This window comes from Burkholderia ubonensis (assembly GCF_001718695.1).
In the GTDB taxonomy this organism is placed as follows: domain Bacteria; phylum Pseudomonadota; class Gammaproteobacteria; order Burkholderiales; family Burkholderiaceae; genus Burkholderia; species Burkholderia ubonensis_B.
Genome location: NZ_CP013420.1, coordinates 1632913 through 1645865 on the forward strand (window position 1 = coordinate 1632913; position 12953 = coordinate 1645865).

General features: G+C 67.7%; 18 protein-coding genes and 1 pseudogene. 11 read left to right on the forward strand and 8 right to left on the reverse strand.

The genetic code is table 11. The features are described from left to right. The first annotated feature begins 8 nt into the window (after positions 1-8). Positions 9-680, forward strand: a complete 672-nt coding sequence (locus WJ35_RS07395) for a LysE family translocator (protein ID WP_029226450.1) — start codon at positions 9-11, stop codon at positions 678-680. Between the two features lie 92 nt (positions 681-772). Here the strand turns inward: WJ35_RS07395 and WJ35_RS07400 are convergent, their stop codons facing one another. Next, positions 773-1069 carry a hypothetical protein gene (locus WJ35_RS07400; RefSeq protein WP_060231476.1) on the reverse strand — a complete coding sequence of 99 codons (297 nt, stop codon included), beginning with the start codon at positions 1067-1069 and terminating at the stop codon, positions 773-775. A gap of 418 nt (positions 1070-1487) precedes the next feature. Here WJ35_RS07400 and WJ35_RS07405 point away from each other — a divergent pair, with 418 nt between their 5' ends. Next, complete coding sequence (locus WJ35_RS07405) at positions 1488-2417, forward strand: Rossmann-like and DUF2520 domain-containing protein (RefSeq protein WP_060231478.1); 930 nt, start codon at positions 1488-1490, stop codon at positions 2415-2417. Between the two features lie 76 nt (positions 2418-2493). Then, positions 2494-3057, forward strand: a complete 564-nt coding sequence (locus tag WJ35_RS07410; RefSeq protein ID WP_059733371.1) for a YggT family protein — start codon at positions 2494-2496, stop codon at positions 3055-3057. On the opposite strand, the gene WJ35_RS07415 is transcribed toward WJ35_RS07410, so the two are convergent. Further along, complete coding sequence (locus tag WJ35_RS07415; protein ID WP_059733372.1) at positions 3054-3410, reverse strand: DUF190 domain-containing protein; 357 nt, start codon at positions 3408-3410, stop codon at positions 3054-3056. The two genes, WJ35_RS07410 and WJ35_RS07415, sit on opposite strands and share 4 nt — an antisense overlap. Before the next feature lie 10 nt (positions 3411-3420). Beyond that, positions 3421-3807: a fluoride efflux transporter CrcB gene (gene crcB, locus WJ35_RS07420; RefSeq protein WP_069239415.1), complete on the reverse strand. Its 387-nt coding sequence runs from the start codon at positions 3805-3807 to the stop codon at positions 3421-3423. A 375-nt stretch (positions 3808-4182) separates the two neighbouring features. Between crcB and WJ35_RS07425 the strand changes: the two are divergent. Beyond that, positions 4183-5398: pseudogene (locus WJ35_RS07425) on the forward strand (S53 family peptidase). Between the two features lie 40 nt (positions 5399-5438). Here the strand turns inward: WJ35_RS07425 and WJ35_RS07430 are convergent. The 3 genes from WJ35_RS07430 to WJ35_RS07440 form a co-directional block, all read right to left on the reverse strand. Next, complete coding sequence (locus tag WJ35_RS07430; RefSeq protein ID WP_069238983.1) at positions 5439-6305, reverse strand: SIR2 family NAD-dependent protein deacylase; 867 nt, start codon at positions 6303-6305, stop codon at positions 5439-5441. Between the two features lie 191 nt (positions 6306-6496). After that, positions 6497-6877, reverse strand: a complete 381-nt coding sequence (locus tag WJ35_RS07435) for a hypothetical protein (protein WP_059695206.1) — start codon at positions 6875-6877, stop codon at positions 6497-6499. Continuing rightward, a complete protein-coding gene (locus tag WJ35_RS07440) occupies positions 6874-7473 on the reverse strand; it encodes an NUDIX domain-containing protein (protein WP_059567025.1) in 600 nt (199 codons plus the stop codon). Before WJ35_RS07440 ends, WJ35_RS07435 begins: the two co-directional genes overlap by 4 nt. Positions 7474-7554: 81 nt before the next feature. Here WJ35_RS07440 and WJ35_RS07445 point away from each other — a divergent pair, with 81 nt between their 5' ends. The 7 genes from WJ35_RS07445 (at position 7555) to WJ35_RS07475 (ending at position 10899) form a co-directional block, all read left to right on the forward strand. Next, positions 7555-8310: a DeoR/GlpR family DNA-binding transcription regulator gene (locus WJ35_RS07445; protein ID WP_069238984.1), complete on the forward strand. Its 756-nt coding sequence runs from the start codon at positions 7555-7557 to the stop codon at positions 8308-8310. A 105-nt stretch (positions 8311-8415) separates the two neighbouring features. Beyond that, positions 8416-9015, forward strand: a complete 600-nt coding sequence (locus tag WJ35_RS07450; RefSeq protein ID WP_041493782.1) for a chromate transporter — start codon at positions 8416-8418, stop codon at positions 9013-9015. Continuing rightward, the gene (locus tag WJ35_RS07455) at positions 9012-9548 is read left to right on the forward strand and encodes a chromate transporter (protein ID WP_011883619.1); all 537 of its coding nucleotides are present in this window, start codon (positions 9012-9014) and stop codon (positions 9546-9548) included. The genes WJ35_RS07450 and WJ35_RS07455 overlap by 4 nt, the downstream gene beginning before the upstream one ends. 338 nt (positions 9549-9886) lie before the next feature. Continuing rightward, positions 9887-10162 (forward strand): hypothetical protein, encoded by a 276-nt coding sequence (locus tag WJ35_RS07460; protein ID WP_014722601.1) that lies wholly within the window; start codon positions 9887-9889, stop codon positions 10160-10162. A 67-nt stretch (positions 10163-10229) separates the two neighbouring features. Next, positions 10230-10439 carry a hypothetical protein gene (locus WJ35_RS07465; RefSeq protein WP_011883615.1) on the forward strand — a complete coding sequence of 70 codons (210 nt, stop codon included), beginning with the start codon at positions 10230-10232 and terminating at the stop codon, positions 10437-10439. A gap of 33 nt (positions 10440-10472) precedes the next feature. After that, positions 10473-10685 (forward strand): 30S ribosomal protein S21, encoded by a 213-nt coding sequence (rpsU, locus tag WJ35_RS07470; RefSeq protein ID WP_011883613.1) that lies wholly within the window; start codon positions 10473-10475, stop codon positions 10683-10685. Positions 10686-10695: 10 nt separating this feature from the next. Continuing rightward, on the forward strand, positions 10696-10899 hold the full coding sequence (locus tag WJ35_RS07475) for a hypothetical protein (protein ID WP_014722600.1): 204 nt from the start codon (positions 10696-10698) through the stop codon (positions 10897-10899). Positions 10900-10967: 68 nt separating this feature from the next. On the opposite strand, the gene WJ35_RS07480 is transcribed toward WJ35_RS07475, so the two are convergent. Next, on the reverse strand, positions 10968-11312 hold the full coding sequence (locus WJ35_RS07480; RefSeq protein ID WP_059535917.1) for a cupin domain-containing protein: 345 nt from the start codon (positions 11310-11312) through the stop codon (positions 10968-10970). A 320-nt stretch (positions 11313-11632) separates the two neighbouring features. Beyond that, a complete protein-coding gene (locus tag WJ35_RS07485) occupies positions 11633-12715 on the reverse strand; it encodes an Imm71 family immunity protein (RefSeq protein WP_069238985.1) in 1083 nt (360 codons plus the stop codon). Between the last annotated feature and the right edge of the window lie 238 nt (positions 12716-12953).

Genomic DNA, 12953 nt, shown 5'->3' on the forward strand with positions numbered 1-12953 from the left:
CAACGACGATGAGCTTTCCACCCGCCTCGATGCTGTCCGACGGATTCTTCCTGTCGCTGTCGCTGTGTCTCGACATCGGCCTCGTCAACGTCGCGATGCTGTCGCTCACGCTCTCGCACGGCTTCCGGCCGGGTTTCTGGCTGGGCGTCGGCTCGTGCGTCGGCGATCTCGTCTACGCGGCGCTCGCGCTCGCGGGGATGGCCGTGCTGCTGCAGTTCGACGCGGTGCGCTGGGTGGTGTGGATCGGCGGCGGCGCGGTGCTGCTGTTCCTGACGTGGAAGATGGCGCGCGAAGCGCTGGCGCCGGCCAAGGCGCCCGACGGCGACGGCGCGGACGACACGGCGCCGCCCCGTGCGAGCGCGCGGCGCAGCTTCATGCGCGGGATGCTGCTCGCGATGTCGTCGCCGAGCGCGATCCTGTGGTTCGCGGCAGTCGGCGGCGCGCTGATCGCGAAGGCCGGCGCGACCACGCCGGCGACCGCGTCGGTGTTCCTGTCCGGCTTCTTCCTCGGCGGCCTCGCGTGGACCCTCTTCATGTGCACGCTCGCGAGCCAGGGCCGCAAGCGCGCGGGCGCGGGGCTGATGCGCGCCTGCCATGTCGCGTCGGCGCTGCTGTTCGCGTATTTCTCGTACAGCGTGATCGTCGGCGGCTATCGCGACCTGATCGCCCACGCGGTCTGACCCAGCGCGCCGCGCCGGCAAAAAACGGCGCAGCGTCCTGTCACGAGACGCTGCGCCGTTCGCCACGCGCGGTCAAGCCGCGCGGGAATCAATCAGCGACGCCAGTAGCCGTGGCCGTAGTAGCCGTGATGACGCCAGTACGGGCGGCCATAGTAGCCGCCGTAGCCGCCGACGACCACGGCGGGCGGCGGATAGTAGACCGGCGGCGGTGCGTAATAGACAGGCGGAGGCGGCGGCGCGTAATAGACGGGCGGCGGCGCCGCATAGACCGGATACGCGGGCGCGACCGGAACCCCGATGCCGACCCCGATCGACACGTGGGCCTGCGCGGCGCTAGCGGCACCCAAGCCCAGCGCGGCGGCGGCGATGAACGGAACGAGCTTCTTCACTTCGATTCTCCTGCTGGAGCGATCATTTCAGGCGCTCCTGTCGGCAACGGCGGGCATGCACGTCGCATGCAAGCAATGTAGCGAAAACCCGGAATCCCCGGGTCGGGCATTTGTTGCAAATTGCAATCGCGCCCCCGCGCCGCGCGGCGCGACGGGCCGCCGGAGGCCGCCGCGGATCGCGGCAATCCGTCGGACCGGACAGCGGAAGCGGTTTCGTCAGGTCAGTCTTACCGATCGCCGTGCGCGCCGCGCGCGAAGCGTCGTAATCAACGATTACAAATTTGAGACAAGAATCCGACGGTTCGCGAAGCCGCCGCTCGGGGACGGATCGCGACGTGGCGCTGAAACGCGGCTGGCGCGAGCGCGTCGCCATTCCTGCGATACTGGCGGCTTCCCGTTTTTCGCCTCGTCGACCGCCATGCCCCTCCCCGTCACGCCCCGTCTCGGCTTCATCGGCGCCGGCCGCCTCGCGCGCTGCGTCGCGCAGCGTTTCGCGCAGGCCGGCTTTCCCGTGGTCGCGGTGGCGAGCCGTACGCCGGCGTCCGCCGCCGCGCTCGCCGAGCGGCTCGACGGCTGCCGCGTGGTCGCGATCCCGCAGGCGGTCGTCGACGCGGCCGACCTGATCTTCCTGACCGTCCCCGACGACCATCTCGCGGCGAGCGCCGCGGGCCTGCGCTTCGATGCGTCGCGCGCCGCGCGGCAGGCGCTCGTGCATTGCAGCGGCGCGTCGGACGTCGGCCTGCTGGACCCGGCGAAACGGCAAGGCGCAGCGACGGGCGGCTTCCATCCGCTGTACCTGTTCGGCGGCGGCGACGCCGACCTGACCCGCATCGACGGCTGCTCGGTGACGATCGAGGCCGACGGCGCGCTGCACGCGACGCTCGTGCGCCTCGCGGCCGCGCTCGGCTGCCATCCGCTGTCGATCCCGGCGGGCGGCCGCATGCTTTACCACGCGGCCGCGCACTATGCGGCGAGCTTCGCGCTGTGCGGGCTCGCCGAAGCGGTCGAGCTGTGGCGCTCGCTCGGCTTCGACGAGGACGCCGCGCTGCGCGCGCTGCTGCCGATGCTGGCCGGCACGATCGAGACCGCGCGCGACAAAGGGCTCTCGAATGCGCTCTCGGGCCCCGTGTCGCGCGGCGACGCCGGCATCGTCGAACGCCAGCTCGCGCTGCTGGAGGCGCGCGGCGGAGATCACGCAACGCTCTACGCGCTGCTGACCCGCCGCGCCGTCGCGCTCGCCGCGAAGCGCGCGGCCCCGCCCGCGGCCCTGCCGGCGCTCGCGGATGCCGTGGAAGCGTCGCTCGCGCGCGCGGCAGCGCGCCCCTCCCCGTCGCGCGACGAGGCGTGATAAGGTGTCGGCCGATGCGCCGCCATCCGGCGTTGGCGGCCGCACGCTACCCGACCGTATAAAAAGGAAGCCAACGATGTTCGGCGAGATCGCCCGTTTTCTGCTCAATACCCTCTTCACGCTGTTCGGCGCCGCGCTGATCCTGCGCGTCTGGATGCAAGCCGTGCGCGTGCCGCCGTACAACCCCGTCACGCAGGCCGTGCTGCAGGCGACCAACTGGCTGGTGCTGCCGCTGCGCCGCGTGATCTCAGGCGTGCGCGGGATCGACTGGGCGAGCATCGTCGCCGCGCTGCTGACGGCGCTCGTATACGTCGTGCTGTTGGTCGTGATGGCGGGCGTCGACCCGCTCGGGCTGATTCCGACGATCGTCGTCGCCGCACTGCTCCACGTCGTGGAGTGGGTGCTCTATCTCGTGATCTGGATGACGATCCTGATGGCGCTGGTGTCGTGGCTGAACCCGCGCTCACCGGCGATGCCGATCCTCTACCAGCTGACCGCGCCGTTCCTCAATCCGCTGCGCCGCGTGATCCCGAATCTCGGCGGCCTCGACCTGTCGCCGATCCTGCTGTTCGTGATCGTGCAGGTGCTGCTGATGATCGTGTCGCGCGCCGCCGCGGCGCTCATGCTGTTCAGCATCTAAGACGCGCCTTCCCGCCCCTGCGCCGCCGGCGCGCCGAGCGTGTCGATCACGCCGAAGCGCGCCGGAATCATCGCGTAGCACACCCGCACTTTCTCCTGGCCGAGCCGCTCGAGCAGGCGCCGCGCCTCGTCGTCGGTGACGATGAACTCGACCTCGATCGTCAGCGACCCCTGCAGTTCGAAGAAGCGGTCCTCGTGCAGCACCCGGTGCTCGCCGAAGCCCGCCATCGCGCGAAACGCCGACCCGCCCGCGACGCCCATCCGCCGCCCTTCCTCGAGCAGCCATTCCCACAGCGGTTTCCAGTGCAGGCGGTGCTGCTCGTGAACGTAGAAGCGCAAGAAAATCTTGTCCATCGCCTCCTCCCTACGCTGCGGCCAGCCACGCACGGGCGGTCCACATGCCGAGGGCCGTCAACGTGAACGATCCCATCAAGTGTAGGGCAGCCACCGCAAACGCCCATCCGAACTCGCCCTGCAGCGCGTGCGTCATCACCTCGACCGAATACGTCGAGAACGTCGTCAGCCCGCCGAGGAAGCCGGTGATCACGAACAGCCGCCACTCGGGCGGCAATCCCGCGCGCATCGTGAACACGACGGCGGCGACGCCGATCACGTAGCCGCCGATCAGGTTCGCGGCGAGCGTGCCGAGCGGCACCTCGGGGAAGAATTCGTTGAGCGCGAGGCTCAGGAACCAGCGCAGCAGCGCGCCGAGCCCGGCCCCGGCGAAGATCGCGACGATCGAAGGGAACACGAAAACTCCTTGCTGACGGCGCCGGATGGCCGGCGCGGCGTACGCCGAACTGTATGCGCAATCGTGCGGCGGCCGCAATGCCGGCGCGTCGTATCGTTCGCACACGGCCGCCGGATTCGCCATTTTCCGATGAATTACGCCGAACATTACAAATCCACAAAATAAATCGATTAATGAGTCAGCGGCCGTTCGGAAGTCGGAGAAACCTGCGCCAGGCGGTCCGTTCCGGTCATGACAAGCCCCATGCGCCGGGCATTCCGCGTATTTACCCTCATCCAGACATTCCCGCATCCTGCCGATATTCGATGTAATTCATTCCGGCTATTTCATAGAATCAATTCGCCGTCGATCCGTCGGCACGGGGAGATTCTCAAAATGAACAATATCCGCCTGTCGTCCATGTTGATTCCGGCGCTGTGCATGTCGCTGCTCACGTCGGCCGTCGCGTTCGCCGAAAGCGGCGGCCCGCCGTCCTACGTCGAAGGCAACCGCGCGCCGAAGGGGTTTGCGCGTCCGCCGTTCCACACGAAGCCGCGCGCGAGCACGGCCACGGTCGCCGGGCTCACGCCCGCACTCGCGCGCCACGCATACGGCTTCGACGCGATCGCCAACCAGGGCGACGGCGTGGTCGTCGCGATCGTCGACGCGTACGACGACCCGCGGATCGAATCCGATCTCGGCGTGTTCAGCAACGCGTTCTCGCTGCCGCCTTGCACCACGTCGAACGGCTGCTTCACGAAGGTGTACGCGCGCGGCAGCCGGCCCCGCGGCGACGCCGGCTGGTCGCTCGAAATGGCGCTCGACGTCGAATGGGTGCACGCGATCGCGCCGAAGGCGAAGATCGTGCTCGTCGAAGCCGCGTCCGCCAGCTTCAACGACCTGATGGCCGCGGTCGACGTCGCGGTGCAGCGCGGCGCGTCGGTCGTGTCGATGAGCTTCGGCGGCAACGAATTCAGCGGCGAATCCGGCTTCGACGGCCACTTCGGCGCGCCGGGCGTCACCTTCGTCGCGTCGTCCGGCGACAGCGGCACCGGCACCGAATACCCGGCGGCGTCGCCGTACGTGGTCGCGGTCGGCGGCACGACGCTGTCCACCGACCGCTACCTACGGCAACTACGTCGGCGAGGCGGCCTGGAGCGGCAGCGGCGGCGGCGTGAGCAGCGGCGAAGCCGAGCCCGCCGGACAGTCCGCGTGGCCGATTCCGGTCGCGGGCAAGCGCGGCGTGCCGGACGTCAGCTACGACGCGAATCCGTCCAGCGGGTTCGCGGTCTACGATTCGGTCAACTATCAGGGGCAGTCGGGCTGGTTCCAGGTCGGCGGCACGAGCGCGGGCGCGCCGCAATGGTCGGCGCTCGTCGCGATTGCGAATTCGCTGCGCGCGGCGGCCGGCAAGGCACGGCTGAGCGGCACGTACGACGCGCTGTATGCGGCCGGGAAAGCCGCGTACGGCAGCAACTATCACGACGTGACGACCGGCGCCAACGGCAGTTGCGGCGCGATCTGCACCGCCGCGGGCGGCTACGACTACGTGACCGGGCTCGGTTCGCCGCTCGCGCCGTCGCTCGTGCAGGCGCTCGTCGCGCAGCCGTAACCGCACAACCGGCGGCGGCGGCCGCGCGCCGCCGCCGCGTTCAACCGCCGTGCCACGCGCGCTCGAGTTCGACGAGCGTCGCCAGCGCGCCGCCCTTCAGGCTGATCACGTCCGCGCGCCGTGCGTGCGCTTCGCGCGCGTTGATGCGGATCACGTCGGCGCCGACCCGTTCGCTGATCAGCCGCACGGTCGGAATCGCCGTGCCCGCGCCGACTTCGACGACGGCCACGCGCCCGGCCCTGGCCAGCCAGTCTTCCAGCGCGCGCGCCTGCGCGTCGTAGCGCGCGCCGATCCAGCCGGCGTCGCCGAACATCAGGATGTTCGGCCGCGCGAGGCCGCCGCAGCGCGGGCAGCGCGGCGGCTCGCCGATCAGCCGGCACGCGGCGGCGTCGACGTCGGGGACGAACGATGCCGCATCCCACGTGTCGTCCGTGCACGACCGCAGGCACTGCATCCGGTGGATCGAGCCGTGGATCTCGACGATCCGCGCCGGATCGAAGCCGGCTTTCTGGAACTGCCCGTCGACGTTGCTCGTCAGCACGAAGCCGCCGTTCGGCATCGCGTCGATCCAGCGGCGCAGGATCGCGAATCCCGCGTGCGGGACGGTCGCCCGGTAAAGCCCGAGGCGGTGGCCGTAGAAGCCCCACGCGGGTTGCGGCCGCGCGCGGAACGCCTGCGGCGAGGCGATCTCGTGGAATTCGAAGCGCTCGTGGCGCAGCGCGGGATACGCACGCCAGAAGCCGTCCGTGCCGCGGAAGTCCGGCAGGCCGGAATCGACGCCGATGCCGGCGCCGGCCGTGACGAGCAGCGCATCGGCGCGCGCGAGCGCCTCGACGGCGGCGCCGACGCGATCAGTGGGCAGTGGGAGTGGTGCGGCGGACGCATCGAAGGAACGGGAAAGCGGCATGGCGAAGCTGGGCAAAGAATCGAACGGTAGGCGGCGGATGTCGCGCGATCATACGCCGGTTCGAGCGCGATGCTGCGGCGGCGTGGCGTGGCGTGGTGTTGCGCAGCGCAGTGCCGCGCCGAGCGCCGAGCGCGCCGCGAACCGGCCGTGGCCGCCGCACGCACGGTCGGGCACGCCGCACGGCATCGCGTTCAGGCTTGTGAACTCTCCTGCACGACCGGTATCGCCTCGACCGACGAGTAGACCGCCTTGCCGAGCTGCCGCGCAAGCGTCACGTCCGCGTCTGCGCCGCGCGATGCGCCGTCGATCCGCAGCACCGCATCGCAGCGCCGCAACAGCCGGTGCGCCGCCGGATACAGGAACGATTCGCTGATCGCGTCACCGATCGCCGTGGCGCCGGCCGCCGTGGCGAGCGGCAGCGACAGCCACTCGCCGATCATCGGCACGTGCCCGCGGCGATACACCGCGAGCGCGGCCTGCTCGAGCCGGCGCAGGTTGGCGGCGATGCGCGCGGGGTCGCCGTCGGTGCCGCTGCGCCACGGCCCGGCGACGAGCACCAGCAGCGGCGTCATGTCGGGCGCACGCCGGCGGTTTCCCGCAGCGCGACGTACTGCAGCAGCATGATGGTCTTCGCATCGACGATCTCGCCGCGCTCGATCGCGTCGAGCGCCGCACGCAGCGGCATCTCGACGACCTCGAGATCCTCGCCCTCTTCCGCGACGCCGCCGCCGTCGCCGATCCGCAGCGACGCGTCGTATTCGCCGACGAAGAAATGCAGCTTCTCCGTCACCGAGCCGGGGCTCATGAACGCCTCGAACACCTTGCGCACGCCGCGCACGCGGTAGCCGGTTTCCTCTTCGGCTTCCGCGCGGATACGCGCATCGGGCGTCGCATCGTCGAGCAGGCCGGCCGCCGCTTCGAGCAGCATCCCGTCGTGGCCGTTCACGAACGCCGGCATCCGGAACTGCCGCGTGAGCAGCACGTCGCCCGTCGCCGCATTGCGCAGCAGGATGGTCGCGCCGTTGCCGCGGTCGTAGGTCTCGCGGCTCAGCCGCTGCCAGGTGCCGTCGCGGCGCAGGAAATCGAACGTCACCTTCTTCAGCACGTACCAGTCATCGGACAGCACCGTCGTATCGACGATACGGACGCGCTCATGCGTTGCGGCCATCGCGGCCTCCCCATTCGACATAGGACGGCGCCCATGGTAACGTGCAGTTTCGTGCAATTTCAAGATATTTCGTGCAATGCGATGCTGACGACCCAACGCAAGAAAGCGATCCTCGACGCGCTCGCCCGTGACGGCCAGGTGCTGGCCGTCGAACTGAGCGCGCAATTCGGCGTATCCGAAGACACCGTGCGGCGCGACCTGCGCGAGCTGGCCGCCGAAGGGCTGTTGCAGCGCGTGCACGGCGGCGCGCTGCCGGCGTCGCCGGCCGTCGCGCCGTTCGCGCAGCGCGAGACGCTGGAAACCGCGGAAAAGCGGCGCATCGCGCGTCGCGCCGCCCAGATGATCGCGCCGGGACAAGTCGCGATCGTCGATGGCGGCACGACGTCGGCGCTGCTCGTCAGCCAGTTGCCGGCCGACCTGCGGGCGACGGTCGTCACGCACAGTCCGAGCGTCGCCGTCGCGCTCGTCGCGCATCCGTCGGTCGACGTGATCCTGATCGGCGGCCAGCTGTTCAAGCACTCGATCGTGACGGTCGGCGCGGCGGCGCTCGAAGGTATCTCGCGCATCCATGCCGACCTGTACTTCATGGGCGTGACGGGCGTTCATCAGGTGGCCGGGCTGACCACCGGCAATTTCGAGGAAGCAGGCATCAAGCGCGCGCTGGCGGGATGCGCGGCGGAAACGGTCGTGCTCGCGTCGTCGTCCAAGCTCAACGCGGCGTCGCCGTTCGTGATCGGCGAGCTCGCGCTCGCGCAGACGATCGTCGTCGAGGAAGCGACCGACGCCGCGCTGACGAAGCCGATCGAGGCGGCCGGCGTGACGGTCGTGCGCGCGTAGCGCGGCGGAAAGCGGGATGAGCGCCGACGGCCCCACGTCAGCGTGCCGACAGACAGCCCTTGCTACCATGGGCGACTGCCCAACCGACACGTCAGCGCCCGCCCGATGCCGACCGCCCCGACCTCCGTTCCAGACGCTATCGCCCCGCCTCCGGGCATCCTCGCCTTGTTCGCCGCGTTCGCGCAGATCGGCCTGACCAGCTTTGGCGGCGGATTGAGCGGGCGCATGATGCGCGCATTCGTGCACGAGCGGCGCTGGCTCGACGAGGAGGCGTTCCTGAACGGACTCGCGTTGTCGCAGGCGTTGCCGGGCGTCAATGTGAAGAACCTCGCGATCTGGATCGGCTACCGGCTCGCCGGATGGCGCGGCGCGGTGGCCGGCTTCACCGGCGTCATCGCGCCGCCCGCCGTGCTGATCGTGCTGTTCGGCGTCGCGCTCTCTGCACTCACGCGCTTCACGCTCGCCCACGTCGCGCTCGCCGGCGCCGCGGCCGCGGCGATCGGGCTGTCGATCTCGATGGCGATCACCGCGGTGCGCCGACTGCCGCGCCGTGCGCTGCCGCTGACGGTGATGACGCTCACGTTCGTGTCGGTGGCCGTGCTGCACTGGCCGCTCGTGTGGACCGTGGTGATCGGCGGCACGCTGAGCGTCGCACTCGAATACCGTCGTGCGGCGCGCGCGACGGCCGGGGGGAGCGGCCGATGATCACGCTGTCCCGCTATGTCGCGCTGGCCGGCGTGTTCGCGCCGCTGTCGATCGCCACCATCGGCGGCGGCCAGGCGATCGTCGCCGATATCCAGCGGCAGGTCGTCGATGTTCATCACTGGATGACGGCCGCACAGTTCGTGAACGACTTCGCGATTGCGCGGATGGCGCCGGGCCCCGGCTCTCTGCTTGCAACGCTGATCGGGTGGCAGGTGGCCGGCTTCTGGGGCGCGGTGATCGCGACGCTCGCGCTGTTCGGGCCGACCGCGTTCCTCATTTACGGCGTCGCGCATCTATGGCGGCGGCACCAGGGCGCACGTTGGCAAGTCGCCCTCGAGGCCGGCCTGCGGCCGGTTGCAGCGGGGATGATTCTGGCGTCGGCCTGGGTGCTGCTGCAGGCGCTCGACGGCGGGTGGCCGGCCCGCGCGATCGCGCTTGCGTCGACTGCATGCGTGATGCTCACGCGCGTTCATGCGGTGCTGCTGATCGTCGTCGGGGCGTTGTTGCTGGTCGTCATGCATGCGATCGGCTGACGTCGGCGACCGCGCCGCGAGCCGTCGGCGCACCGCGCGATATTGGATGACGAACGGGGATTTGCGACTTGGCGAGACGCGCGTCGCTAGGGGTCGAAGCCTTGCAGCGCCCCCGTCGAGAATAAGATGGACATCGGCCACGAAGCGCGTATGATCAATTCATCCGAGCGCGCGTCACGTCCCAGATCGCTCGTCCCGCCCTCTGCCCTCTTGCTGCGTTGCGCCGTCATCCGCACGCATCGTTTTCTTTTCACCCCCACCCGTCGCGCCGCGTAGCGGTGATACCGGTCGGTTGCGTTCGTCCGTGCGATTTGTCGCGACGAACAGAGGAGTTCCTCATGAGCATGCATCTGTATCGTGGCTTCGAAATTTACCCGCTGATCTACCCGCACGTTCCGTCGCGGAACGGCAGTGCGCACAACTACGACGGCGGCTTCGACGCGGCCGTGAAGATCTGCCTGCGCGGCACCATCGACACGCTGACCCGCAGCGAGACGTTCCGGTTGGCCAGCAAGACGCCGTTCGAATCGGCGGGCGATGCGCGGCGGGCGTCGGTGCTGTACGCAGAGCAGGTCATCGATGGCAATCGCGGCGAGCAGCCGCTGTTCGCGTAGTTCCACCGATTCCACCGATGCATGTCGACGCGGCCGGCGACAGTCGGCTGGCGATTCGGAGCGCGAAATGATCATCGACGAATTGCTCGGCCTGATCGAGCGACACGAGATTTCCCCGACCGACGCTGTCCCGCAACACCGGCTTGCCGGATCCGCGTTGCGCCATCAACCCGAGTTGCAAATGTTCGCTGCCGTGCGCGCACTGTCGATCGGCGCCGGATATTCCGAGTTCGAGTCCGACGGGATAGCGAGCGCCGTCATGACGCGACTCGGCTAGCTTCCCACCACACGCTTTTAGAACAGGATCTGCATGACGACCATCATCCTCAAGCCCGACGAACCAGTCGAGGTCGCGCTGCGCCGCTTCCGGCGAAACATCGAGAAAACCGGACTCATCCGCGAGTTGCGCAGCCGCACCGGGTATGAGAAACCGACCACCGAGCGCAAACGCAAGAAAGCGAGCGCCGTGTCGAGACAGCGACTCCGCGCGAAGCGCATGCTGCCGCCGCGGAAGCTGTACTAGGGCGCGAGTCGTGTACGAGCCGCCCGTCGAAGTGCGTCCGTTCTTTCCATTGACGAAATGCGAAGTCGACTTCGATCGACAGAACGATGCGATCACGCTGTTGCCGAGCTTCTACGCGTTCGGCTGCGAGTACACCAGCCGCGGCCTGCGGATCGGTCGCGACGACGCGTTCAAATTGATCGCCGCGATCGAAAAGGCGCTGAGCGTCGATTAGCGGAGCGCGCGGTTGGACGCATCGGTCTCCGACCGGCGCTTTCGCACCGGACGGACCGAACGGTTCGTTCACGCGAAGACGAAATACTTGCGCACAGTCTCCACCACTTCCCAGGTCCCTTTCATGCCGGGTTCAATCACGAACACATCGCCGGCTTTCAGGTGCACCGGCTCCTCGCCTTCCGGCGTGATGATGCAGTAGCCGTCGAGGAAGTGGCAGAACTCCCATTTCTCGTAGTTCACCTCGAACTTGCCCGGGGTGCAGATCCACGTGCCCATGATCTTGCTGCCGTCCTTGGAGACGTAAGCGTTGAGGTTCACGGTGTGCGGATCGCCGCCGATGCGCTTCCACTTGGTCGCGTCAAGGACCGGCGTCGGGCAGGTTTCGCGCAAAACGGTGATGAAATCGGACATGTCAGCTCCTGAAGAACGAACGGATGAGAGGACTGTCACGTTAGTTCGAATGGTCGCGCACGGCTTGTGTCGTTCCGACATCGAGTCGTTCATTTTCGACATGGGCGGGCGGAGGGGTGGCGAGTGCGTTTTGGGAGCCGCGTCGCTTCGAGGCACGCGTCAGGCTCGTCGTCGATGATCATTCCGGTGCTGTTCGACCTGTGCGCGAGCGGCGCTAGGTCATAGACGGCGGCGGCAACGAGCATCACACTCGATCGCGCCGATTGTCTTGCACACCGGACTGGGCCCATCGTCGCCCCGATGGGCAGCAAACCTGTCGCTCAACTCGCGTGATGGGGCTGCGGGTCCGCGTAATGCCAGATGACCATTCCCCACGTCGTGCGCTGCGGCCCCGGCATCGGCGCTCCGGCTTCGACGTGAACCGAATCCTTGACAGCCGGACTTTGCCAGTAACCTCTGCGCGGACAAGGCTCCCCGGGCAGGGCCCGGAGCCTCGGTTGCACGACAGGCGTCGGGAAATAAGTCGCCTCTTCCGCCGGAATGCTGCCGTCCCGGTAACGCTTGTCTTCCCACAGCAGCCGCCAGGCCACCGCATGTTCGTCGTTGGTGCCTTCCAGCAAGTAGGTGTGGGCGATACTGCCTTTCAGGAAGTAACTCGGGCAACCGACCTTGCCGGCCGGAAACCATGGCTCCCAGATACCCTCGACTGGAATCTCCTCGCCGCTGTGAATCTCCCCGGCCGCGGATTCGTTCTTCGGCGGGCACGGAGGAAGGTCGGCGGGATAGCTGCGACCGGGCGGCCAATATCGCCATGCTGGAAACAACGGGTCCTGGAACAACGACTCATACGTCCAGTGCTTGAACACACGAGTACCGCCGTCGGCACGCTTGCCATAGCTGAGGTATTCGGAAAAATCGAGTCCGACAGTGCACTTGAGCGCCTGACAGCTCAACTCTTCAATCCACGCCCCTTCCGCATACCCAGTTGCGTATTCGAAATCCGAAAATCTCGAGTCCCTCACGCCAAGTGCGTGGAAAAACGGGTCATACGTTCGACCAACCTCGTGCGCACTCCGCCCGAGCAAAAGCTCACCACCTTTTTCGCTCCCCGTTATGAGCGCATCGTAAGCCGATCGCTTGTCGGCACCTTGTCGCAGTGTCTCAATGCCTTGATCCATCCTTATCAACGCGCTCAGGAAATCGTTGACATACGCTGCCTCCAATTCCTGTTGATTCGGGCGCGGCGTGTCCAACTGCCTGGCGTACGCGTGAAGGAAATCCCTGAACAGATCAACTGCATGATCGAGGAACGTAACACTCGTCCATTTCTTGAGGAGGTGAAACGCTTTGGCGCGCGCATCGGACTCCTGCTCTGGAGTCATGGTGAGAGTATTCAGCATCATTGGTTCTGTTCTTCAGTCGATTGTTTTCCGACAACGGCAGTGGTTCGCCGCGCATAGCCTTCCTGTCTGATCTTGGCCGATCATTTCCGCTCTGCCGGGAAGAGTACTCGCCACGTCCGTCGAGCCGTTGATATTGGGCACCGATGCTGCGCAGCGCCACGAAAATGCGCAGTTCGCGTGAATGGCACATTCCGCAAACCGCTCGGAGACTCGCCCCACCACCCCCTTGCCATCCCCA

Coding starts and splice junctions, on each gene's coding strand:
- WJ35_RS07480 (WP_059535917.1), bottom strand. CDS start 11,312: ATGTCCGATTTCATCACCGTTTTGCGCGAAACCTGCCCGACGCCGGTC.
- WJ35_RS07435 (WP_059695206.1), bottom strand. CDS start 6,877: ATGACGCCGCTGCTGGTGCTCGTCGCCGGGCCGTGGCGCAGCGGCACC.
- WJ35_RS07485 (WP_069238985.1), bottom strand. CDS start 12,715: ATGATGCTGAATACTCTCACCATGACTCCAGAGCAGGAGTCCGATGCG.
- WJ35_RS07410 (WP_059733371.1), top strand. CDS start 2,494: ATGTTCGGCGAGATCGCCCGTTTTCTGCTCAATACCCTCTTCACGCTG.
- WJ35_RS07450 (WP_041493782.1), top strand. CDS start 8,416: ATGCCGACCGCCCCGACCTCCGTTCCAGACGCTATCGCCCCGCCTCCG.
- WJ35_RS07405 (WP_060231478.1), top strand. CDS start 1,488: ATGCCCCTCCCCGTCACGCCCCGTCTCGGCTTCATCGGCGCCGGCCGC.
- WJ35_RS07395 (WP_029226450.1), top strand. CDS start 9: ATGAGCTTTCCACCCGCCTCGATGCTGTCCGACGGATTCTTCCTGTCG.
- WJ35_RS07465 (WP_011883615.1), top strand. CDS start 10,230: ATGATCATCGACGAATTGCTCGGCCTGATCGAGCGACACGAGATTTCC.
- WJ35_RS07455 (WP_011883619.1), top strand. CDS start 9,012: ATGATCACGCTGTCCCGCTATGTCGCGCTGGCCGGCGTGTTCGCGCCG.
- WJ35_RS07445 (WP_069238984.1), top strand. CDS start 7,555: ATGCTGACGACCCAACGCAAGAAAGCGATCCTCGACGCGCTCGCCCGT.
- WJ35_RS07430 (WP_069238983.1), bottom strand. CDS start 6,305: ATGCCGCTTTCCCGTTCCTTCGATGCGTCCGCCGCACCACTCCCACTG.
- WJ35_RS07460 (WP_014722601.1), top strand. CDS start 9,887: ATGAGCATGCATCTGTATCGTGGCTTCGAAATTTACCCGCTGATCTAC.
- rpsU (WP_011883613.1), top strand. CDS start 10,473: ATGACGACCATCATCCTCAAGCCCGACGAACCAGTCGAGGTCGCGCTG.
- WJ35_RS07440 (WP_059567025.1), bottom strand. CDS start 7,473: ATGGCCGCAACGCATGAGCGCGTCCGTATCGTCGATACGACGGTGCTG.
- WJ35_RS07415 (WP_059733372.1), bottom strand. CDS start 3,410: ATGGACAAGATTTTCTTGCGCTTCTACGTTCACGAGCAGCACCGCCTG.